General features: G+C 42.8%; 19 protein-coding genes. 9 read left to right on the forward strand and 10 right to left on the reverse strand.

The features are described 5' to 3' along the window. Positions 1 to 105: 105 nt before the first annotated feature. The gene (locus L7A31_RS06515) at positions 106 to 813 is read left to right on the forward strand and encodes a DUF445 domain-containing protein (RefSeq protein ID WP_237360682.1); all 708 of its coding nucleotides are present in this window, start codon (positions 106 to 108) and stop codon (positions 811 to 813) included. A gap of 58 nt (positions 814 to 871) precedes the next feature. Here L7A31_RS06515 and L7A31_RS06520 read toward each other — a convergent pair whose 3' ends face one another. From L7A31_RS06520 to L7A31_RS06540, 5 genes are all read right to left on the reverse strand, one after another. Further along, entirely contained in the window at positions 872 to 1,348 is a 477-nt protein-coding gene (locus L7A31_RS06520) for an Lrp/AsnC family transcriptional regulator (protein WP_237360683.1), read from the reverse strand. Between the two features lie 98 nt (positions 1,349 to 1,446). Next, complete coding sequence (locus tag L7A31_RS06525) at positions 1,447 to 1,674, reverse strand: hypothetical protein (RefSeq protein WP_237360684.1); 228 nt, start codon at positions 1,672 to 1,674, stop codon at positions 1,447 to 1,449. A 268-nt stretch (positions 1,675 to 1,942) separates the two neighbouring features. Beyond that, a complete protein-coding gene (locus tag L7A31_RS06530) occupies positions 1,943 to 2,632 on the reverse strand; it encodes a 1-pyrroline-5-carboxylate dehydrogenase (protein ID WP_237360685.1) in 690 nt (229 codons plus the stop codon). 24 nt (positions 2,633 to 2,656) lie between these two features. After that, entirely contained in the window at positions 2,657 to 5,773 is a 3,117-nt protein-coding gene (putA, locus tag L7A31_RS06535; protein ID WP_237360686.1) for a bifunctional proline dehydrogenase/L-glutamate gamma-semialdehyde dehydrogenase PutA, read from the reverse strand. A gap of 177 nt (positions 5,774 to 5,950) precedes the next feature. After that, a complete protein-coding gene (locus L7A31_RS06540; RefSeq protein ID WP_237360687.1) occupies positions 5,951 to 6,754 on the reverse strand; it encodes a helix-turn-helix domain-containing protein in 804 nt (267 codons plus the stop codon). A 440-nt stretch (positions 6,755 to 7,194) separates the two neighbouring features. On the opposite strand from L7A31_RS06540, the gene L7A31_RS06545 reads away from it, so the two are divergent. Further along, complete coding sequence (locus tag L7A31_RS06545) at positions 7,195 to 8,298, forward strand: PEGA domain-containing protein (protein ID WP_237360688.1); 1,104 nt, start codon at positions 7,195 to 7,197, stop codon at positions 8,296 to 8,298. 187 nt (positions 8,299 to 8,485) lie between these two features. Beyond that, positions 8,486 to 10,309: an SUMF1/EgtB/PvdO family nonheme iron enzyme gene (locus tag L7A31_RS06550; RefSeq protein WP_237360689.1), complete on the forward strand. Its 1,824-nt coding sequence runs from the start codon at positions 8,486 to 8,488 to the stop codon at positions 10,307 to 10,309. A gap of 62 nt (positions 10,310 to 10,371) precedes the next feature. On the opposite strand, the gene pdxH is transcribed toward L7A31_RS06550, so the two are convergent. Next, complete coding sequence (gene pdxH, locus L7A31_RS06555; protein ID WP_237360690.1) at positions 10,372 to 11,007, reverse strand: pyridoxamine 5'-phosphate oxidase; 636 nt, start codon at positions 11,005 to 11,007, stop codon at positions 10,372 to 10,374. A gap of 230 nt (positions 11,008 to 11,237) precedes the next feature. On the opposite strand from pdxH, the gene L7A31_RS06560 reads away from it, so the two are divergent. Then, on the forward strand, positions 11,238 to 12,413 hold the full coding sequence (locus L7A31_RS06560; protein WP_237360771.1) for an amino acid permease: 1,176 nt from the start codon (positions 11,238 to 11,240) through the stop codon (positions 12,411 to 12,413). Positions 12,414 to 12,485: 72 nt separating this feature from the next. Here the strand turns inward: L7A31_RS06560 and L7A31_RS06565 are convergent, their stop codons facing one another. Both L7A31_RS06565 and L7A31_RS06570 read right to left on the reverse strand, forming a co-directional pair. Next, positions 12,486 to 13,319, reverse strand: coding sequence for a hypothetical protein (locus L7A31_RS06565; RefSeq protein WP_237360691.1), 834 nt, complete (start codon positions 13,317 to 13,319; stop codon positions 12,486 to 12,488). After that, positions 13,316 to 14,188: an ABC transporter ATP-binding protein gene (locus L7A31_RS06570; RefSeq protein ID WP_237360692.1), complete on the reverse strand. Its 873-nt coding sequence runs from the start codon at positions 14,186 to 14,188 to the stop codon at positions 13,316 to 13,318. The genes L7A31_RS06565 and L7A31_RS06570 overlap by 4 nt, the downstream gene beginning before the upstream one ends. A gap of 178 nt (positions 14,189 to 14,366) precedes the next feature. Between L7A31_RS06570 and L7A31_RS06575 the strand changes: the two genes are divergently transcribed. The 3 genes from L7A31_RS06575 to L7A31_RS06585 all read left to right on the forward strand — a co-directional run bounded on the left by L7A31_RS06575 (position 14,367) and on the right by L7A31_RS06585 (position 17,875). Beyond that, positions 14,367 to 15,908, forward strand: coding sequence for a methyl-accepting chemotaxis protein (locus L7A31_RS06575; RefSeq protein WP_237360693.1), 1,542 nt, complete (start codon positions 14,367 to 14,369; stop codon positions 15,906 to 15,908). Positions 15,909 to 16,104: 196 nt separating this feature from the next. Next, a complete protein-coding gene (locus tag L7A31_RS06580; protein ID WP_237360694.1) occupies positions 16,105 to 16,857 on the forward strand; it encodes a substrate-binding periplasmic protein in 753 nt (250 codons plus the stop codon). A 91-nt stretch (positions 16,858 to 16,948) separates the two neighbouring features. Next, positions 16,949 to 17,875 carry an alpha/beta fold hydrolase gene (locus L7A31_RS06585; protein ID WP_237360695.1) on the forward strand — a complete coding sequence of 309 codons (927 nt, stop codon included), beginning with the start codon at positions 16,949 to 16,951 and terminating at the stop codon, positions 17,873 to 17,875. Between the two features lie 56 nt (positions 17,876 to 17,931). Here the strand turns inward: L7A31_RS06585 and L7A31_RS06590 are convergent, their stop codons facing one another. Further along, on the reverse strand, positions 17,932 to 19,356 hold the full coding sequence (locus L7A31_RS06590) for an RCC1 domain-containing protein (RefSeq protein WP_237360696.1): 1,425 nt from the start codon (positions 19,354 to 19,356) through the stop codon (positions 17,932 to 17,934). Between the two features lie 366 nt (positions 19,357 to 19,722). On the opposite strand from L7A31_RS06590, the gene L7A31_RS06595 reads away from it, so the two are divergent. Together L7A31_RS06595 and L7A31_RS06600 are read left to right on the forward strand one after the other, a co-directional pair. Further along, on the forward strand, positions 19,723 to 20,079 hold the full coding sequence (locus L7A31_RS06595) for a MerR family transcriptional regulator (RefSeq protein ID WP_237360697.1): 357 nt from the start codon (positions 19,723 to 19,725) through the stop codon (positions 20,077 to 20,079). A gap of 57 nt (positions 20,080 to 20,136) precedes the next feature. Further along, positions 20,137 to 20,511 carry a carboxymuconolactone decarboxylase family protein gene (locus L7A31_RS06600; protein ID WP_237360698.1) on the forward strand — a complete coding sequence of 125 codons (375 nt, stop codon included), beginning with the start codon at positions 20,137 to 20,139 and terminating at the stop codon, positions 20,509 to 20,511. Between the two features lie 126 nt (positions 20,512 to 20,637). On the opposite strand, the gene L7A31_RS06605 is transcribed toward L7A31_RS06600, so the two are convergent. Continuing rightward, positions 20,638 to 21,876, reverse strand: coding sequence for an IS256 family transposase (locus tag L7A31_RS06605; RefSeq protein WP_237359438.1), 1,239 nt, complete (start codon positions 21,874 to 21,876; stop codon positions 20,638 to 20,640). Positions 21,877 to 21,881 lie beyond the last annotated feature (5 nt).

The raw sequence follows: 21,881 nt of genomic DNA on the forward strand, positions 1-21,881 counted from the left end.
CTTCATTTAGCCCAACAGCTGCATGACTCATTGCACTGCAACAACCTTTAATTCTCCGTGAGAATTTCATAAAATCAGGCCACTTTAAACGAATTCTATACTGGTATGAACAAGAGCTTTCTGACAAATTTCATCTCTTTGGCGCTGTTGGCAGCGGGTTATGTCACCCACAATCACATCCTGCTGTACGCAGGTTTATTCGCATTCTCTGGCGCTATTACCAATTGGTTAGCTATTCACATGCTTTTCGAGAAAGTGCCCGGCTTGTATGGTTCTGGGGTGATACCAGCGCGGTTTGAAGAGTTTAAGGCTGCAATAAAAGCGCTGATGATGGAACAGTTTTTCACCACAGAAAACATTGATCGCTTTTTAACAAATGAAATGGCTGGAGACAAAACCATCAATCTAGAGCCTATTCTAGAAAAAGTAGACTTTAACCCAGCGTTTGATTCGCTTGTCACTGTGATTGAAAACTCTCAGTTTGGCGGAATGCTCGCCATGTTTGGCGGTACAGAAGCATTACAGCCACTAAAGCAGCCTTTCGTCGAAAAAATGCAGGAATCTGTAATCGACATCAGCCAAAGCGACTCAGTTAAAGAAGCAATAAAGCAGCAGTTCGAAAGCCCTGCCATGATGGATGAAATCACCACCAATATCGAGAATATCATCGATCAACGCCTGAACGAACTGACACCTAAAATGGTCAAAGAAATGGTGCAGAAAATGATCAAAAACCATCTTGGCTGGCTCGTTGTTTGGGGTGGCGTATTTGGCGGCTTAATTGGAATTGTTTCTGCGCTGATTACTGCTTAATACAGCATCTAGCCTAAAGTGAAAAAGGAAAGCTTCAACTCAGCTTTCCTTTCTTTGTTTATAAATTTGTTAGCTGGTCTGGGTTTATGCCAAAGCTTTTCTTGTGTTCTTCAATCACAACTTCACTTCGAGTTTGAATGACTCCAGGCAAAGTGCCCAACTTGCTGGACATAAAAGTGCGATATGCTTTCATGTCCTTCACCCTGATTTTTATCATAGTGTCAAAGTCTCCAGACAAAGAATAGCATTCTTCGATTTCCGGCATTAAGTCGACTGCAGAAGCAAACTTTTCAAAAACTGAAAAACTCGATTGATCTAGTCGGATATGAATAAACACTTGCACATCTAAACCAAGCTTTTCTGGGTCAAGCTCTGCATGATAGCCTTTAATAATGCCCTCCTTTTCGAGGCGTTTAACTCTATCAGCACAAGGTGAGTTGGTTAAATTAACTTGTTTTGCTAATTCAACAACGGATAAGCGCCCTTTTAATTGCAAGGCACGTAAAATTTCGCGATCGATTCTATCTAGCGCCATAATCTGAATAGTATTTGGTTATGTGACAGAAATAATAGCCAAAGGTTGGCTGCTGAATCAAATCAGGAGGAAGGAATTTAACAACCCATTAAACGTTGTTAAATGACTTTAGCACTTGAGAAATCCGCATCAGTTAACTCGGTACGGCTGTTACAAACTCGACAATAGCTCTGTTTTTCCATTTGAACATAATGCCCGCCCTGAAAAACAACAGACACTATGTTTTGTACTGTTTGCAAAACCGATCCATGTGCTGGCTGACTGCGCTTCATTACTACTTTTTGGGGCGTTTCCCGGCGACAGCAATGGCAGTAAGCTTTTGGCATTTTTTTTATCCTCTAAAAAAACGGGCGATTAACTGATACATAGCTCAATATGAGCAGAATGACACGTATAGCTCAAACTCAAGCATTTTTTTGTGACACAATTCAAATTTTATACTAAATCGGCTCACAAAGAATACGGAGCGTATATAAAAAAAGCTCTGTATTATACAGAGCTTATCTGGCATATAACAAGCCAATCTAAATTATGAATGAAAAATTAAATTTTCAGTTTTGTGAAGTCAACTAGTTAGGCGACTTTTCTCATAAATTAGTGGCTTTCACTACCGAGTTCGAGCAGCGTAGCATTTCCTCCCACTGCGGTAATGTTTATGGTGCGCGTTTTTTCAGTGATAAACCTCAGCACTAAGTGAGTATCCAACACTAGCTGCCTGCATTCAGCATCCGTTTCCGAAACTAACGAAACAATTGCACCTGTGCGCTTAGAGAGCTGACGATTAATAGAGCGCTCTACAGATTCGTTGCCCACATAACCTACGCTTCGAACGTCAGACTCCAATAGCTGATGATAAGCATCATAAGACACAAACTGGATTAAGTTTGCTGGCAACGACACCAATGCCTTAGCCAGTTGACCAGCTAATTCATTGTCATCACTACAAACAATAATACTGTTACCGGCTAACAGAGCTGCCGATAACAAAGCCACAACCGCTTGCCTAGCTTTTGAGGATTTGTCATCTTGGATAATGAGCGCCACGCCTCGACCTGACGTATACAACTCGTTCGTTTCTCCAGTTGGGCCAACGAGGTTGTGAGTGGAAGCTAATAGTAGCTTGGCATGTTCTAATTGATAGTTTATTACCGAAGGTAGGTTAGGCTCACTATCTAGCCTTTCGACAGTAGATAGTAAGTACTTACATTTGGATTCAAAATCCGTCAGATTCCAGCTTTCTCCTGCAGCAAGAGCATCAGAAAAACACGTTACTTGATGAGTCATAGTTATTTCTCCTGTTAGCAGCAATTAAGAAAACTGTACTTTGGTAAAACGATAGAGATAGTGCGGACCACCAGCTTTTGGCCCAGTGCCAGACAATCCTTGACCGCCAAATGGCTGCACGCCAACAACGGCACCAACTTGATCACGGTTGATATAGCAGTTTCCGACTTTGGCATTTCTCTCTATCCAACGGTAAGTTGTTTCGTTACGGCTATGAACACCTAGTGTCAACCCATATCCAGTTTTGTTGATTTTATCTACTATGTCAGCAAGCTGTTTCGCCTTGTACCGAACGATGTGCAGAATTGGCCCAAACTGCTCTTCGGTCAAACAAGCGATATCATCTATTTCAAACGCTGTTGGCGGAATAAAATCTCCGTGTTCGCACTCTGGGTCTAACTTGAGTTGCGCCACTTTTTTCTGACTTAATGTCATTTCATCAATGTGCGCCAGTAGTTTCTCTTTTGCCGTCCCGTCAATCACAGGCCCAACATCGGTTGAGTGTAAATAAGGCTTGCCGACATTAAGTTCACTCATTGCACCTTTTATTAAAGTAACGATTCGGTCGGCAATATCTTCCTGAACAAATAACACTCGTAGTGCAGAGCATCGCTGACCCGCTGAAGCGAAAGCAGAGCGCAATACATCACGCACAACCTGCTCTGGCAATGCAGTGCTGTCAACGATCATCGCATTCTGGCCACCGGTTTCAGCAATAAGCGGTGCTGGGTTGGCATCTCTTGCCGCTAACGCTTGGTTAATTCGCTGAGCCGTAATTGTTGAGCCAGTAAATGCAACTCCAGCGACTTGAGTACTGCTGGTCAGAGCTTCGCCAATATCTCTACCTCTGCCCGGTAAAAGTTGAATGACTCCGTCAGGGAAGCCAGCTTGCTTCATTAACTCAATAGCCTTCATTGCTATTAAGCTAGTTTGCTCTGCGGGCTTAGCAACAACTGTGTTCCCAGAAACAAGGGCTGCTGTTACTTGGCCTAAGAATATTGCCAGCGGGAAGTTCCATGGACTAATACAGACAAATACACCTCGACCCACTCGAGAGATTTGCTGATCAATGCCATCCAAGCCTTGTACTGTCTGAACGCCAAGTGCTTTCGCCGAATTCGCGTAGAAACGACAAAAATCAACCGCTTCTCTAACCTCATCGATACTGTCATGTATCGTCTTGCCAGCCTCTTGATGGCAAATAGCCACCAACTCAGCCATATTGCTTTCAAGAAGATCCGCTAACTTGTTCAACAATGAAGATTTTTCGTCAATACTCGCTTCATTCCAAGCTGGGTAAGCTGCTGCTGCACCATCAATCGCTTCGGAAACATGATCAAGGTTTGCAAAAGCCACTTGACCAACTTCGACTCTACGATCATACGGGGCTGTGATTCGCTCACATTGAGATCCGCTCTTGATCATGCTTTCGTAACTTGATTGTCCATTGATAAATGGAGCAGCATGCCATTGCTTGTTCAAGAAGCTTTCAACCTGTTGTTCAAAAGGCTTAGCTTCACTTTCTATATCGATATTGATCCCAAGCGAATTGTTGCGATCGGGGAAGATCTTAGGTGGTAACGGGATGTTAGCATTATGTAAAGTATCAAACTCTAACAACATTTCCACTGGATGCCTTGTCAGCAAATTAATTGGGCAGCCCGCATCAACTAAGCGATGAACGAAAGAGCTGTTCGCTCCATTTTCCAATAAACGGCGCACAAGGTATGGCAGTAAGTCTTTGTGGCTACCAACAGGTGCATATATTCTTACCGATTGATGATAAGACGACATGGCATGATTGTAGAGAGCTTCACCCATGCCATGCAGACGTTGAAATTCATAGTCTTTGTGCTGCGCCATAACAGCAATTGCGCTGACTGTGTGAGCGTTGTGGCTTGCAAACTGTGGGAAAATGTTGCCTCGAACATTCTCACTCAACAAGAAGCGAGCACAAGCAAGGTAAGCTACATCAGTTGCTTCCTTACGTGTATATACTGGGTAGTTATCGTAACCCGCTTGCTGAGACCACTTGATTTCGCTATCCCAATAGGCCCCTTTTACTAAGCGAAGCGGTATCAAGTCACCTTGTTGCTTTGCCAGCCCGTTAAGCCACAGCAATACTGCTAGTGCACGCTTAGAGTATGCCTGAACAACAAGACCAAATTTACCCCAACCTTTCACCGAGTCACTGCAGTAGATTTTTTCAAACAGCTTAAGAGACAACTCTAGTCGATCAGCTTCTTCTGCATCTATAGTAATCGCGACATCAAGTTCTTTTGCCCGACACAGTAATTGCATCACTGTTTCATATAGTTCTGATAGAACTCGCTCTTCGTTGGCTACCTCATATCGCGGGTGAAGAGCAGATAACTTTATCGACACAGACGGAGCCGGGCTAGTGCTTTGTGCATACTTATCTCGGCCCACAGCTTCAATCGCCACTAAATAGTCTTTGTAGTATTTATTTGCATCTGCCGTAGTAAGCGCTGCTTCTCCTAACATATCGTAGGAATAGGTGAAGCCTTTGTCGCGCATCGAGCGGCCATTTTTTTGCGCTTCTTCTATGGTTCTGCCCAGTACAAACTGGTGTCCCATGACTTTCATCGCTTGATGCATCACTTTTCGAACCACAGGCTCAGAAAGCTTATTGACTAAACGGTTGACCGCTTGAGTCGGGCTTTTGGTATCGTTTGAAACACCAATAACCTTGCCCGTTAACATTAAGCCCCAAGTAGAAGCGTTAACAAACACCGAATCAGAGTTCTTTAGATGAGATTTCCAATCAGCAACACTTAACTTATCTTTGATTAAAGCGTCAGCAGTCGCTGAGTCAGGGATACGCATTAAAGCTTCAGCAAGGCACATCAGCAATATGCCTTCTTGAGTATCTAGGCTGTATTCTAAAAGCAACGCGTCTATCATCTGGATTGCTTTATTGTCCGCTCGAACGGCTTCTATCAGCTGCGTTGTCTTTTGGGTAATTTGAGACTTTTCTACTTCACTTGGTGTTGCGAGTGGCAAAAGCTGCTCTAACCATTGAGTTTCGTCCACCATATAAAGTGGAGAAATCTTTGACCATAGTTGGTTCAATGGTTGATTAACGAACTCTGCATTTAGCACATCAGTTGCAATAAACATTGGTAGTCCTCGGTATCAGATCCAATCACGCTTGGGAATTCTACATTGGCTGGAGTTTATTTCGTGCTACTGGTAAATACTTGCGAAATACTCCGTGCTTTTTTCCAAATCCTCCGACTTTTAACAAGATGACTACATCATCACAGCAAAATCAGTATAGGAATTTTAGCAATAGCCCTATTTGTTGCGAGTTTTTCGGTATTGGGAAGGGGAAAGACCAATGAGTTTGGCAAAACTATGGGAGAACGTACTTTGACCAGAAAATCCAGTCAGCTCTGAAATCTGGCCCAAGGATAGGCCACTATTTTCGATGAGATACTTCGCCTTTTCCATTCGCTTGGATAAGACATATTGATGAGGTGTCACACCAAACTTTTCCTTAAATAAGTAAAAGAATTGGCTCTCTCCAAGGTAAACACTACCTGCTAGTTGGGTTACGGTAATTTTTTGCGAAAGGTGTCGCTCAATGTAGCTATCGATAGCATCCATATCGAACCTAGATTCTCTCGCTGGTATTGGTTTTGTTTTAGAGTGGCGCAATAGCAAAGCAATCACCGTATCACAGCAAGCTCTGCTCAAATACAAATCATCAGGGCTAATTCTAAGCTCTTCAACCAAACTACAAATCAGTCGGCTTACTCGTAAATCCAAGCTAAAATAAACATCAGAACTAGATATATCATTGAATTTTTTTAGATTTTCAGGCTCGTTCTCGCTTGGTTTGGCTAAGTTGACAACTAAGATATCTGAGTATTGAGATAAACTACCGAAAGCATGATCAAGGCCGTGAGAGACGACACAACCCTGTCCGGGACCAATTTTGTTGCCAGAGCCTTGAACCTCAAATTCTGCTTGTCCATTTAAACCAATCACTACTTGCGTATAGTCATGATCATGGCAATCCATATATGAAGGTAAGGTCACCAGTTGAGCGGGACGAATGTCATGTTCAACAGAGTCAGCGATTTTATACTTATCCAATTGCAAGTTGTTTTCGCCCGTATTCACTATCACCAAGATGGTCAATCATACCGCAACTACTTCATACGCCCAAATCTCGGAAAACAGTGCATCCAGCATATAAAAATGAACACCTATCCAACCAGTTATTCAGCTGAATAAAACCTTTTGACAAGGACACGGAACAATGATCAAGTGCACATTAATTACGGTCAATGTCTATTCGAATGTCGATATTGCAAGCAGGTTAAAATTATAGACTTGCATAATTTAACAATGTGCTCAAAATAGATAATGCATGACTCTAAAATTTTCAAAGTCATTTACTTAGTGAATTTCTGGTTGTAGATTTTAGAAACATAAAGGAATTGAAAATACGTTTAGATAACGCTTTTGCTTGGTTCATCTAGTTTGTATTTTTCTATATGTGGGTTAACACGTTAATTTGTATGCAGGGACCTATGATAATACGTCGCATCCCAGCGCTGTTACTTGCGCTAAGCCCTATATGGCTTTCAACACCGTTATTGGCCGAAGAAGTAAACCAAGTCGATCCAGTTACTACAATCGACAAAAAACTCAGCACAAAACAAGCTGAGATAGATACTATGGCATCGGAGTATGATAGCGAGTCAGGGCAGCTTCAACAGCTAAAGAATGAACAAGCGAAACTAAAGCGTGAAGGTGATGAGCTTGGAGCTAAACGGAACCGGGCTAAATCAGCATTAGACAAACAATATAGTCGCCTTCTCGAAGATCCTGATACAGATTTGGTCTCTTTCCAAAAGAAATATCAGCAAGCTTGGGCCGCCGTAAAAGCTAATCAAAACTCGAAACTAGAAACTGAGCAAGCCATTACTGAAAATGAAATGAAGCTTTCTCAGATCAAGCAAAAGCAAGCCCGCCTCAATACTGAATTCTCAAATTTAGAAGAGCAACGCGTTGAAGCCCGAGTGAAAAGACTCGCAGCTGAGCTAAGAGAAAGTTCCGTACTTGAAACTAGCTATAAAACAACCTGTTCTACGACCATGACCTTGGCTGAATGTTCTAGCCAAGGTAAGCATCTTGCCAAACAAAAAGCCGTTAAATCTTTCCGCTCAGAGCTGATGGATAACCTAACAGAGTCAGTAATCGCCAAGCAAAACGTGAAAGGAGTGCAGCTCAATATTCACGTTCAAGAAAGCCAAATTATTCGTGCTGGATTTGAAGGTAACAACGAATATTTCACTCAGATGCAAGCGCAGCTGCAAGCAAAACCAGAAGCAATCGCTGCCTGTAAGCTACTCAACGTATCTAGCCGTTACTGCTTAAAAGGTGACGCTGCGAAAAAAGCTAACGATAAGAATAAAAGCTGGGCCAATGTGACTGTTCGTTCTGATCAATACAACGACTCAGTGACGATAAACGGCATAGATTATGGAAGTACGCCAGTGGAGTTAGTTTTACCAACTGGACGTCACCAAGTGACTGTATCAAAAGATGGCTATGAGACGTACAACCAAACCATCAACGTAAAAGGTCGAGATACAGTTTGGGTTAAGCTTAGACCAAGCAAACAGACTTAGTGGGCTAAAGTGAGTTAATTGCTGAATTTTCAACCAGCTACAAGACTACAATTTCCATTATTTTGTTGAGTTTCACAAAGATGCAGTTTAAGCGCCGTTTTGTCCGTCGATATCGTAAGATATAACAAGGTAAAGTGGTGCTTCCACTTAGAACTATTTTTATTAATATCACTGAAGTAGACAGACAATGCGACAAGGTTTAACAGCTTTATTCTTAGCGCTTATACCTTGCTGGATAGCATCGTCAGCAATGGCAGAAGGAACGCCCTCCTCAGTTATCGCTATAGATGATGCCCTATTTAGTAAGAATACCGAGCTTGAAAAAGCTCAAGATGCTAGAGATAAACAAAAACAACAATTGGACCTGCAGCAAGAGCAGTTGGATAAACTCTCGCAAGAAGCGCAAGAGTACGATTCTGATCTCGCAAAAGCCAAACAGAGCCTTGCTCAAGATTACCAGAGAATGATCGATGATCCCGACATCGACATTTCCCAATCACAAAATGCCTACCAACAAGCTTGGTCAAGCGTCAAACAAAATCAAAAAGCGCGCCTAGAAGCGGAGCAAAAGACTCAGGATGTAAAATTTAAATTTGACCAAGCACAAGCAGGGGTCAAAGGCATCGAAGACAATATTGCTAGTCTTCTTGAGGACAAGAAAAGAGCACGAGTAGAGCGCCTTAAAAGCGAGTTAGGACAAACTAAGCAAGAAAAAGTGAGCTTCACTAATCTTTGCCAGTCCAATATGACTATCGCACAGTGTACCGCTCAAACCCAAGAACTCGCTCTACAAAAGGCCGTAAAACAGTTCCAAAAAAACCTGATAGATCAAACGTCTGAATCTAAGTTAGTGGAAAGAAACATCAACAATGTTTCTCTCAATATCCATGTACTGCGCCACAAAACGCTTGATGTAGGGTTCTATGACGGTATGCGCTTCAAAACAGTGTTGCAAGTGGAGCTAGATGCTAGGCCATCTGAAAGCACATCGTGTAAGCTACTCGACTTAGAGTCCAAATATTGTTTTGCTCCCGGTACGTATGCAGAGAAACCTGGCAGCCAGCAAGAAATAGCTTGGGTCAGCCTTTCAATTCGCTCCAACCAATACAATGACCGAGTATTTGTCGATGGCGTCTCATATGGCAGTACACCAGTAGAAATCATGGTCCCTGTTGGCCCGCATATGATTACGGTACAAAAAGATGGTTTCCGCTCTTTCAATCGAGAGCTAAAAATCAATTCCGATCACAACTTACGTGCAGTACTGCGCGAAAAAGAAAATAAGCTGGTTGCCGGAAAAGAGTTTGCAGACGCAATCAACGGCAGAACGAAAGCCCCAGATGTCGTTACCATTTTGTCTGGCGAGTACCTAATTGGTGAAAACGCATCAAAACAAGTTAACCTTGATCATGCTTACGCAATCGGAGCAACACCTGTCACCGTCACACAGTTCGAAAACTTCATCAGCAAGACTAACTACCAAACAGATGCCGAGCTGAAAAACACTTGTACTACGGTAGAAGGGTCAGAAGTTACACCAATTGCGAAAAGCTATTGGCGCGATCCGGGCTTTAAACAATATCCGAATTCACCTGTTGTCTGTGTGAGTCGAAATGATGCCTCAGCTTACGCTCGCTGGCTAAGCAATGAAACTGGCTTTAAATACCGCTTACCTTCTGAAGACGAGTGGGAAATAGCGGCCTTGGCAGGTAGTCACGACAATTACTGGTGGGGAAACAAATTTGAGCCCGGAAAGGCGAATACTGGCTGGGGCGGAACACCTTGGTCAAATAAGAGTACCTCGCCTGTAAGCGCTTTCGCTTCAAACCCACTTGGGCTATATGACATGGTCGGCAACGTGTGGCAGTGGACAACTGACAACCGCGGGCTCGCTAAAGGAGGTGCATGGAACTTCTCTCCTGCGATGGCTGAAGCGTATCAACGACTATTTATTGCACCGTCCGCAGCAGCAAACTATGTTGGCTTTAGAGTGGTTCGAGAGATAAACTAACATTTAAGAATACGTTCCAAAACAACAACGCCGCTATTGCTAGCGGCGTTGTTGGTTCAAAACTAAGGCGCTAAACGCTCTACCTGCCAATCTTCAGCTTCTTTTGAATATAAGAAACGGTCATGGAGTCGGTTTTCACCTCCCTGCCAAAACTCAATGCTTTCAGGCCTAATTCGATAACCGCCCCAGAAGTTTGGCACTGGCACCTCACCTTTCTCGAACTTTTTCTTAAGTTCTAAAAACTTACCTTCCAATATCCCTCTAGCTGAAATGCGGCTACTTTGCTTACTCGCAATCGCGGCAATTTGGCTCTCTTTCGGCCGTGATGCGAAGTACTTCATATTCTCTAGTGCCGACAATTTTTCTGCCGTCCCAGTAATATGGACTTGTCTTTCCAATGGGTGCCAAGGAAAGTGAATACTCACTTTACTATTTTGCTCAATGTGCTGCGCCTTGCGGCTACCTAAGTTGGTATAGAATACAAAGCCTGAAGGACCAACATCTTTTAGCAATACAATCCGCTGAAAAGGCTGACCTGATGCATCTACGGTAGCCACTGTCATAGCCGTTGGATCCGTCATTTTTGCAGCAATGGCCTGTTCCATCCACAGGTTAAATTGCGCGATTGGATCTGCATTTAAATCTTTTCTACGTAGGCCGCCTTTCGTGTACTCGCGGCGAATATCGGAAAGTTCCATCGTCACTCCTGAAAATTTTTATCTCATTCTGCTACCAACTCAGTTTGAACTCAAGAGCTCTACCCTACTCTTCATCAACCTAGCTACTTATTTTGGCAACTAACATTGCGTTGCGACAATAGTTGCTCATATTTCATTAGAATTCGTTGTACTGAGGTTTACTTTTTGTTACAAAGAGCGCCTTTGACGAAACCGATTAGCATACCGAATATACGGAGTTCATTTTGAATATGAGACTTTTTGGTAGTTCCTTAATACTTGCAGGAACTGCCCTAGGCGCTGGGATGTTGGCCATCCCAATGGTATTGGCACAATTTGGCTTCTACGCCAGTACATTGCTGATGCTGTTTATTTTTGTAGGGACCACATACTCCGCCCTACTGCTTGCTGAAGCTTGCACAAAAACTAAAGGTCATTGTGGTATGAGCACAATTGCTTATCTCACACTTGGCACAAAGTTTAAGCACTTTATTAACGCGCTTTTCTATTTATTGCTGATCTGTCTAATGATTGCCTACCTGTTAGGGGTTGGGGACTTATTCCATAAGATCCTTGCAGGACTTGGCGTTAACTCTTCACCTGCAGTCAGCTATACCATCTTCTGTTTGCTAATGGGCGTAGTTGTCGCTTCAGGTACCAAACACATCGACAAGCTCAATCGTGCGCTATTTATCGTCATGGTCGCGATGCTGTTTATCGTTATTGGCTATCTGTCTTCCAATATTCATTTGAGCTACATCGACCAAGCAAGTCACTACACGTTCCACGATGTTCTCAAGTACAGTGCCGTTATTTTTACAAGCTTTGGTTCAATGGTTGTGATTCCTTCACTCGTAACCTACAACGAAGGTGCGACTCCAAAACAGATTCGCAATATGGTATTGCTGGGTGGCTTGATTCCGCTGGCTTGTTATCTAGCTTGGCTATTTACCATTATTGGCAACTTAGGCGTTCATACTGTAAGCCAGTTCCACAGTATCTCTGATCTTATCTCGTCTTTCAGTTACAACAAACCGTTTATTAAAGAAGTCAGCTCTATCTTCTCAGCTCTTGCTTTGATCACTTCATTTTTAGGTGTTTCGATGGCGCTGTACGACCAGAATAAAGATGCGGTATCAAGCAACAAAGCGATTACTTACGCGCTTACCTTTATCCTACCGTTGGTTCTCACCAAGCTGTTTGCTGATCAGTTCGTTGGTATGTTGAGTTACGCTGGTATGGTGCTTGTATTCCTCGCGGTCTGGGGACCACTAGCTATGGTGGTAAAACTTCGTCAGCCAGCATTCGATATCGTCAATGAGCGCATTGAGCTTGATGGTAGTTATACCGCAGGCGGTGGAAAGCTCGCTCTAATGGTTACGTTCCTATTTGGTTTTGTCGTGTTTATTTCTTGGTTTATGAAATAAATAGACATTTAAAATAACAAAAAAGAGCTGACTCAATCATTTGGGTCAGCTCTTTTTTATTGCAGTGAAGAATTACTCGTCGGTTTTGCTGAATCGCAAACTAGCCATAAAACCAGCTACTCCCAACATAAAGTAGATGAGCAAAAACAACATATTCGCATGCATAAACCCGCTAAGAGGGTTAGTGTCAAACAGAGCACTACTCGGCAAGTCAATAACAGCGCTGACAAAGTGGCTAACGCCATAAAAACCAAAAAGCAGTATTGGCATTAGCTTTAATAAGTAGATAGCGACAAACATGGTGATGATTGGCGAACGGGTTCGCTGAGATACGGCCAAAGCAATAGCCGCAAGAGGCAATAGTGCAATTGCCACAATAAACATTCTGCCCAGAAACTCTATCCAGCCTGAAACAACATGAGTAAACGTTAGTGGAGCTAAAAGAAAGCCGGCCTGTTGGCCCGAAGTAAGCTTTACTATCCAAAACAACAATTCTGCCGCTAAAACGAAAAAGGAGCAAAATAAAGGTATTGCAATGAGCCCGAAGAGTAGTTTAACAAGGTGTCTATGTAAGTCACTGACCGGCATACTACGCCAAAACATCCAACTGCCTTCTTGCTTTTCCTTCAATAGCGTTTTCGGAAAATAAGCGCTTGAAAGCGCAATAGACACCACCCCGGCAATCGAGATCAAGATACTGGCTAGGCTAAAATTAAAGCCCGACATTGAAGTCAATGTTTGACTGCCACTGAAACTGTATTGATAAGAAAAGTTAGCAAAGTGGCCAGAATTTGAAAACATAGCTATTGCAATAAAGATGCTGAATACAAAAAGTATGATCGGTGTTGTCGTCACGACCTTATTCTCAAGCCACTCTTTCTCAAGCATATGTAAAGTCGGTCTCATGATTTTTCTCCTTGCTGAAAAGCGAGAAATATATCGGCAAGCGAAGCTTTTTTGCGAACAAATACTTCTTGCGGCAAATTCAATTGCTGTGATTCAACTAACCACTCAGTAGAGCTCATTCCTGGCCGAGAATAAATAGGATGTAAGCTCTTAACCTGTTCTGAATATTCATTGGCGGCTTCGATTAGGGTGTATTTCTGTTGCAATGATTCTATTGAGTCATTGAGCACCATTCGGCCTTGTTTGAGAATCAATACATCTGTGAGCAGTTTTTCAATTTCATCGACTTCATGGCTAGCAATAATCAATGATTTTCCTCCTTGCTGAAACCAATTCATCAAGTTCCTATAGAAAACATCACGATACATCAAATCTAGCCCCAAGGTCGGCTCATCCAAAATCAACACATTGGCATCGGCTGCAATAACGATGGCAAGGTGGAGCTGTACTTTCATACCCTTAGATAAAGCACCAATGCGCGACCGCATGCCAATATCCGTATCCGACAGTAGTTTCTTAGCTGTTTCCAGCCTAAAACTTTGACTCACACCAGCGGTATACTTCAACAGCTGCTGAACAGTCATCCAATTCGGCAACGTACTGGTGTCTGAGATATAAGACAAACTCTTCATTATTTCGGTTCGGTGGGAAGTTGGGCTCAAGCCATTGATTTTTATTTCTCCAGAATAGCTTTGCGCACCTAACAAACTTTTTATTAGTGTCGATTTACCAGCACCGTTATGGCCGAGTAAGCCCAAGACTTGCCCTTCTTTTAACTGGAAGCCTATGTTTATTATAGCTTTATCGTTTCCAGAACTAGCATTCTTATATTGCTTTGAGACACGGCTTGCCTCTACCAATACTTTCATTCAATTTTCCTTAGCTAAACTACTGGCCAAGTAACACACACAAAAACCAACCTAAGTTATTGATTTAGATTTTTGCTACGAGGTGATTTGGTCGAACATTCTTTATTGATAATTTGATTAAAACACAACCTATAACTATTTTATTTATATCCCTATTCTTAACGACAAGGAGTCTGTTTTGAAGAGTTTGAAGGTTATATTCCTCGTTCAAGTAATCGCTGCCGTCACAGTCGTATTACTTATATCGGCTTTTATAAAATATCAAAGTTTTAAAGACAACCTACAACAAGAACTCGACCAAACAGTTGGCAATAGTACTCAGCGTTTAACGATGAGTCTACCTAGGCTTATGTGGGATTTTGACCTAGATACAGCCAAATCAACCATCGCAGCGGAATTGAATACACCTGAGATCTCAGCCGTACAAGTGCTTGATAATCAGGGAGGACAAGTACTGTTTTTGACCTTAGAAGGGGCGGAAGATGGGGCTGAACCGAAAATCGTTGATGTAAAAGATAAGTCGATGTTAGACGAAGACCACTCCGTCAAAGATCAGCTTATCTTTGTGGAGTACGATGAGAAAAATGACGTGGGTAGTGTGATTGTTTTCTACAACACCGATGTGCTTAACGCCAAATTATCCCACTCTTTGAAGATGAATATCGTTGAGCTACTTATTCTTGACCTTATTATTAGTGTCACGATAGTACTCGTTTTGACCTTAACGGTGCTCAAACCTTTACAACAGCTTACCGAAAGAATTCAAGCGCTATCATCTGGTGAAGGCGACTTGTCCAACAAGATTCAGAAAGCAAAATACAAAGAATTTGACGCTATCACCGATAGCATCAATGTGTTTACTGAATCTCTACGGACTATCGTCATCGACGTAACTGGAGCATCCATTACGTTAGAAGATAAAGCTACACAAAATGGTGCCACCGCTAGAGATAATGCTGAAAAGCTCGACCTTCAGAAACAGCAACTCACCACCGTCGCCGCCGCTGCTACTGAGTTGAACCAATCTGTTGCAGTTGTTGCAGATACCGCTTCAGATACCGCCTCTCAAGCAAGCAATGCTGCTCAGCTAACAAACGGCGTAAACGATACGATTGAGTCCTCTTCGCAAGAGATCTTTAACATGCGTGAAGAGATGGATCATGTGAATGCAGAAATGCACAAACTGATCGAAGAAGGCGAGAAAATCACCACCGTACTGAACGTCATCAACGATATTTCAGAACAAACCAACTTATTGGCACTCAATGCGGCTATCGAAGCAGCGCGTGCTGGTGAGCAAGGGCGGGGTTTTGCCGTGGTTGCAGATGAAGTTCGAAACTTAGCGGTTAAAACTAGTGAATCGACAGAGCAAATCCAGAAGAACATCCAAGCACTGGATCAAGCAACTAAATCCGTTGAAGATGAGCTGACTCGCATTGCAACCATGTTAGAAAACACTGCAGAGAAAGTTGGCGATTCACAGCACTCAGTAAAAGAAGTACAGGAGATGATCAATCATATCTCTGAACGAAGTGGGCAAATTTCTCATGCGACGGAAGAGCAGAGAATGGCCGTTGAGGAAATAAGCCAAGCAATTGTTGAAGCCTCAGATGCATCAAGTGAAGCTTCCGCCGGTGCGGTGGAAAACTCCAACAATTCACAACAAGTGCTCGATCTAAGTAAGAGCATTGCAGGGCATATGTCTAAGTTCCGAACCTAACCTTAACGAGTATGCCAGCCAACGACTTAACCGTAGTTGGCTGGCTGCTTTCCTAAACTCAGAAACTTTCTTCATTTATCCAAATTTCTCTGCTCAACTCGTCTCATCTTTGCGATTTACAGCATTAAGGCAGGCAAAAGCCCGCGCGGCTCTCAGTAATCACTATGCTTAATTTATATACATACGAGAGCTTATTATGCGCGCGACAAAAACTTTATTAATTCTACTTCTAGCTGCAACCCTGCCAAGGTTGGCGTTGAGCCTAGAGTTGACCATTCTCACGGAAGACTACGCTCCCTACAACTATCAAAAGAATGGCCAAGTCACTGGATTTACAACAGACGTCGTTAAAGCGATATTAAAGGACACAGGTAACCAAAACCTCAAGATTGAGCTTTATCCTTGGCAGCGTGCTTACCGAATGGCTCTCAATGACAAAAACATACTCCTGTATACCATGACGAGAACTGAAGCCAGAGATCCATTATTCAAGTGGGTTGGACCAGTAGCCGAGCGTACCGTTTGGATTTGGAAGCTGAAAAAGAGGCAAGACATCGTGGTCAACACATTAGAGGATGCCAAAAAATACACCATTACTTCTGTAGCAAAATCAGCGGGTACGACCTATCTTAAATCGCAAGGCTTTACAGACAAACAGCTAAACCCTATCCACAAAGAAAGCCTAACTGTAGCGAAATTTCTTGCTGGAAGAGATGATTTAATCTTAAAACCTAAACTTGCTATGGCGTATGAGTTAAACCAGCTAGGTGAAACTATGTCTATAGTTGAGCCACTATTCGCACTACCAAACAGCGGGAGCTACTATCTAGCGTTCAGTCTTGATACACCAGACAGCACGGTAAAGCTATTCCAAGATTCATTTGACAAGTTGAAGCAAAATGGAGGATACGACGAAATTTATGGAAAATATGTGGTCACTTCACCCTAGTCCATAACTGAGTACCTCAACAAAGTATTGCTTGGCTAAGCGATTTATATTGGATATATCGGATTGCTCACTAGTCAGGCATATAAGTAAAATGAAAACTTGGAAAGGAATTGCGGCTGTCTTTTTTGGCCTAATTATAATCACCACAATTGGCTACATTTCATTGAATCCTGAAACTCAACCCCTGAACGATTCTATTCGAAAAACGACTGGTCTTAACTACATTCGGTTATCTGACGGATTCACACATTACCAACTTGATGGGCCTGAAAGTGGAGAGGTGGTTGTTCTCGTGCATGGTGGTACCATCCCTCATTGGGCATGGGATAAACAGATACAAGCACTCACAAGGCAAGGCTATCGTGTACTCAGTTACGACAAGTTCGGTCGTGGCTATTCAGACCGACCTGACATAGCCTATGATCAAGCACTGTATCAGCGCCAGCTGAGCGAACTAGTCAACTCACTTTCAATCTCCACACCATTCCATTTAGTTGGCGTCTCTCTCGGCGCTGGCACTGCCGTTAACTTTGCATCTCAAAACCCAAATAAGGTAGATAAGCTGGTCTTGATCGCACCTGTTGTCGATGATTATAAGGTGCCCGCAATTTTTAAAACTCCAGTGCTAGGAGAAGCTGCGGCTCGATTTGTTGGCAAAAGCACCTTGATTGCAAGATTCCGTGATTTATATGGCAACAGCCCAAACTCAGAACACTACCTAAAGCTATACCACGAGCAGATGACCTATGATGGATTTCAGCGCTCTTTGCTCTCAATGCTAAGAAGCGATGCTCTGGGTGATTACACTAAAGCGTATGACTTGTTAGGAAAGCAGAAACAAAGCACTATGATCATTTGGGGAACCGAAGATAAAGAGATATCCCGCGAAATGATTGATGATGCGCGATCGAGAATCCCAAACAGTAAATTTGTGGCGATTGCTGACTCTGGCCATGGAGTTTCGCTGCAAAAAGCCAACGTAGTCAATGACAGGATTATTGGTTTTCTGAAAAACTGAAATAGGAGGCGATTTGCCTCCTACTTTTTGATTTTTATAAAATTTACTGTAATTAGCTAGTTGGGAAAGATCACTTTCTTAGGAACATAAGAATCGACAAGGCTACCATCTCCTAGTTGTCCATAGTAATTGTCGCCCCAACAATATATCGAACCATCCTCAATTTTAGCGCAAGTATGGTTTGCACCAGAAGCATTGATCGCAACGACATTATTGAGGTCTTTTACCATCACAGGCACATAAGTTGTTTCAATTGAGCCCATCCCTAGTTGGCCACGATAATTAAAGCCCCAGCACCATACTGTGCCATCATTTTTAAGTGCACAGGTATGAAAGTTACCGGCACTGATCGTGGCAACATCGCTTAAGTTGGATACTTCAACTGGAACCACGGAATTTGTACTATTTCCATTGCCAAGCTCTTGCTTGTCATTCAATCCTAAGCACATTACATGGCCGTCTTTTTTTAGGAAACAAGTGTGACCTTCACCGACAGAAACTTTGCTTACATCACCGGAGGTTCTTAGGGCGACAGGGGTTGTAGAAATATCGCTATCTAGATTGCCTAACTGGCCAAAATAATTGTTGCCCCAGCAATATATATCACCATCAAAAGTTACGGCGCAAGTTCCTCCAGTTCCGGTACTTACAGAAGCAACATTAGATAAACTCTCAACCAACACAGGAGACGTTTGGTCGATAGTAGTTCCATTTCCGAGTTCTCCCCACGTATTATCCCCCCAACATGCTACGTGGTAAGACTCAGTAATAGCGCAGGTATGATATGTGCTGTTGGATAAGAAGCGTGCGTTAAACAGCTTAGTTTCTTTTACTTTGTTACTCCAGCAAGCTACCCGTCCCGAACTATCTACATCACATAAGTTCCTGAATCCAGTGCTGGCCTCGTAAGAATTAAACAATTCAGGGATTTCAGTTGGTGTGATTTTGGATTGTGTCGAACTTTCCAGAGTAGATTGAAACCTTTTACCCCAACAATACGCTTTACCTGCGTCATCAACATAGCAAGTCGAACCGTCACCTGTACTTAACTTTGTTTCAAAAGCTTCTCTATGAGTGACAGGATAAGCTTGCCATAGTGGATTTTTAGTCATTTTATCGTAAACAGAGATATTGCCTGTCTCGACACAAAACTCCGTTGGGTAAGGACTTGCAGTCTCTGAGCTCCATTTCGTTTTTCCATTGGAACGCAATACACTAACGTTTCCACCATCGCTTAAAACAAGCTCTGTACCAGTCATTCTCCAAAGTACATTAGAGCCAGCTTCAGCCGTCTTATCATATAAAACAACGACGCCATCTGCTTGCGCTACTAACCTTGTAGAGCCATCGTCTGTAGTAATGGACTGACCATTTTCTAGCGTGAAAGGGGCATCGTAGCATTTCGATGCTGCGTAGGTTTGGCTTGGGATAAATATGAATGCGGCCAAAAGGAGTGCAAACTCCAATTTAAAAATTCTCACATTAACTCCTTGTAAGAAAATCAAGCTGATAAGTTATTGTGCAAGGCGAGTGTGATAACGTTTGTGATTCAGACAAAGCTGAATAGGTGTATGAATTCCCACTCTATCCTAGTGGGACAAATGCAACACATCGTTCCTTGATGTTAATATCCAATTTGTTAGTTAATATTTACAATAAATATTAACAGCCACGAACACTATAAGAATAATTAATTGTTTTCAAGCGGTATTTTTATAAATAACTTATAGTGCGCATGTTTAAAGTTAGAAGATATATTTACATAAATGTCAACTAGAGTTTCTATCAGGTCACCGAGCCACAAAACTAAAAAGTGCGCCGAATGTTGAAGTAGGAAGAGGAACTAAATGAATATTCGAGAGTTTTCCAAACAGGTTGGCTTGTCGTCTCACACACTTCGATATTACGAGAAAATTGGCTTACTCAAAAATATTCAAAGAAGTGTTAGCGGGCATCGTGTTTACACGAATAAAGATAAGAGTTGGATTGAGTTTGTTAAACGGCTAAAAGATACAGGCATGCCGTTAGATGAGATATTGGTCTACGCAAGTTTGAGAGAAAACGGCACTGAGACTTTAAAGGAGAGGCAGCAGTTACTAGAACAACATCGAGAGGAACTTATTCGCCATATCGAGATGCAACAAAAGCACCTATCCGCCTTGGACGATAAAATAATGCTGTATAAACAAGGAAAAGTTGCTTGACTTAGAGTCAACTCTAACTTGTAGAGTGTGTTTATTCCAATCAATAGGAGAATTCGAATGAACACGTTGCGGTTTGAAAAAGGACTAGAGTTGTTATCAAGTATAGATGGAGAAGCGGGTCACAATGTTATTGCGAGCCTAGACACCATAAGTCCAGATTTAGCGAAGCATACAGTAGAGGCTTTTGGTGATGTCTATTCTCGCCCAAACTTAGATGTAAAATCTAGAGAGATTGCCACCGTCGCGGCTTTAACGGCTTTAGGGAATTGTGCTCCTCAGCTTAAGGTTCACTTAAACGCTGCACTAAACGTTGGATGCAGTGAAGAAGAAATTAAAGAAGTCATTATACAAATGTCAGTTTACGCTGGATTCCCAGCTTCTTTGAATGGCATGTTCGCATTTAAAGAGGTGCTCGCTGAACGAGAAAAATAAAGAGTAGTAACGAGTTTTAAAAAGCCCTTATCAGGGCTTTTTTTATTTAGTATCGAGTCTAAATTTGCTTAAATTTCGCCGTAAAGTGCCTCAATACGAGCTATTGTCAAATGTGGTGTATGGAGATCATGCAGTAGCCTGTTGATGAGTCTCCATTTCTTTCACCCCATCGATGAAGCGAACATCTTTCACAACATCAGCCAGGAGTTTAAAACCTCGTAGACGACGCCACTTCGTCTCTGCACTGCGCATTAACTTGTAAGCCATCATCAACGTAGTCTTTCTGTTTCCACAGTTCTTCGTCTTGTTCGTGCGCAAGCGTACTGTGGCGAACATTGATTCTATCGGGTTCGTCGTCCTGATATGAACCCAGTGCTCTGCTGGGTAATCGTAGAACGCTAACATTTCAGCTTTGTCTTTCACCAAGCAGTCCGTTGCTTTTGGGTACTTGGCTTCGAAGCGCTTCTGGAAGGTTGAGAAGGCATGATAAGCCTCATTCCTGGTCTCTGCCATCCAGATATCTTGCAGTGCTTCCTTCATCCTAGGCTGAACACTTTTGGGCACCTTGTTAAGCACATTCGCTGTCTTATGTACCCAGCAACGCTGCTGACCCGTTTGAGGCCAGCACTTAGCAACCGCTTTCCAGAAACCAAGTGCGCCATCTCCGATGGCTAGCTTTGGTGCTAACTGTAATCCCTGTGCTCGTAACTGCTCAATGAGTTCCGTCCAACTTGCTTCTGACTCTCGATGACCATCCAGAACGCCAAGGACTTCTTTGCGCCCAGTGTCATCGACGCCAATAATGACGAGCAAACAGAGCTTGTCGTCCATTCTGACGTGACAGTAAATACCGTCAGCCCAGACGTAGACATAGCGACGCTTACCGAGGTCTCGTTTGCGCCACTGCTCGTATTCTTCATGCCATTGCTCCTTGAGGCGACAGATACTGTTGGCTGAGAGTCCTTTTGCATCCTTACCGAGCAGCGACTCAAGAGCGGGTAGCATATCGCCCGTCGATATCCCCTTGAGATAGAGCAGTGGGAGCAGTGTTGCTATGTTTTTAGTTCGCTTGAGATACGGTGGTATCAAGCTGCTATTAAATTTAACACCATTCCCTGAGCGATCTCGTACCTTAGGAATTTGCACTTCCACATCGCCGACACCTGTTTGTAAGGTTCTCTCAGGTAAGAAACCATTGCGAACTATGGCTTGTTTGCCGTCAACCATCGTATTCTGATATTGAGTAAGCAGCTGCTGAAGCTCCGCTTCAACAGCTTGTGAAATTAAGTCTCTTGCACCTTGGCGTATCAATTCAGTGAGCGGGTCTTGTGGTGTATTCAGTGAAACAACAGTATTATCAGTCATGCGGT

Source organism: Vibrio marisflavi CECT 7928, assembly GCF_921294215.1.
Classification (GTDB): Bacteria; Pseudomonadota; Gammaproteobacteria; order Enterobacterales; family Vibrionaceae; genus Vibrio; species Vibrio marisflavi.

What these genes read in the sequence shown, in the direction of transcription:
- putA (WP_237360686.1), bottom strand. Translation starts at nt 5,773, where the DNA reads ATGTTTATTGCAACTGATGTGCTAAATGCAGAGTTCGTTAATCAACCA.
- L7A31_RS06565 (WP_237360691.1), bottom strand. Translation starts at nt 13,319, where the DNA reads ATGAGACCGACTTTACATATGCTTGAGAAAGAGTGGCTTGAGAATAAG.
- L7A31_RS06550 (WP_237360689.1), top strand. Translation starts at nt 8,486, where the DNA reads ATGCGACAAGGTTTAACAGCTTTATTCTTAGCGCTTATACCTTGCTGG.
- L7A31_RS06605 (WP_237359438.1), bottom strand. Translation starts at nt 21,876, where the DNA reads ATGACTGATAATACTGTTGTTTCACTGAATACACCACAAGACCCGCTC.
- L7A31_RS06530 (WP_237360685.1), bottom strand. Translation starts at nt 2,632, where the DNA reads ATGACTCATCAAGTAACGTGTTTTTCTGATGCTCTTGCTGCAGGAGAA.
- L7A31_RS06570 (WP_237360692.1), bottom strand. Translation starts at nt 14,188, where the DNA reads ATGAAAGTATTGGTAGAGGCAAGCCGTGTCTCAAAGCAATATAAGAAT.
- L7A31_RS06585 (WP_237360695.1), top strand. Translation starts at nt 16,949, where the DNA reads ATGAAAACTTGGAAAGGAATTGCGGCTGTCTTTTTTGGCCTAATTATA.
- L7A31_RS06595 (WP_237360697.1), top strand. Translation starts at nt 19,723, where the DNA reads ATGAATATTCGAGAGTTTTCCAAACAGGTTGGCTTGTCGTCTCACACA.
- L7A31_RS06600 (WP_237360698.1), top strand. Translation starts at nt 20,137, where the DNA reads ATGAACACGTTGCGGTTTGAAAAAGGACTAGAGTTGTTATCAAGTATA.
- L7A31_RS06520 (WP_237360683.1), bottom strand. Translation starts at nt 1,348, where the DNA reads ATGGCGCTAGATAGAATCGATCGCGAAATTTTACGTGCCTTGCAATTA.
- L7A31_RS06580 (WP_237360694.1), top strand. Translation starts at nt 16,105, where the DNA reads ATGCGCGCGACAAAAACTTTATTAATTCTACTTCTAGCTGCAACCCTG.
- L7A31_RS06515 (WP_237360682.1), top strand. Translation starts at nt 106, where the DNA reads ATGAACAAGAGCTTTCTGACAAATTTCATCTCTTTGGCGCTGTTGGCA.
- L7A31_RS06525 (WP_237360684.1), bottom strand. Translation starts at nt 1,674, where the DNA reads ATGCCAAAAGCTTACTGCCATTGCTGTCGCCGGGAAACGCCCCAAAAA.
- pdxH (WP_237360690.1), bottom strand. Translation starts at nt 11,007, where the DNA reads ATGGAACTTTCCGATATTCGCCGCGAGTACACGAAAGGCGGCCTACGT.
- L7A31_RS06560 (WP_237360771.1), top strand. Translation starts at nt 11,238, where the DNA reads ATGAGACTTTTTGGTAGTTCCTTAATACTTGCAGGAACTGCCCTAGGC.
- L7A31_RS06545 (WP_237360688.1), top strand. Translation starts at nt 7,195, where the DNA reads ATGATAATACGTCGCATCCCAGCGCTGTTACTTGCGCTAAGCCCTATA.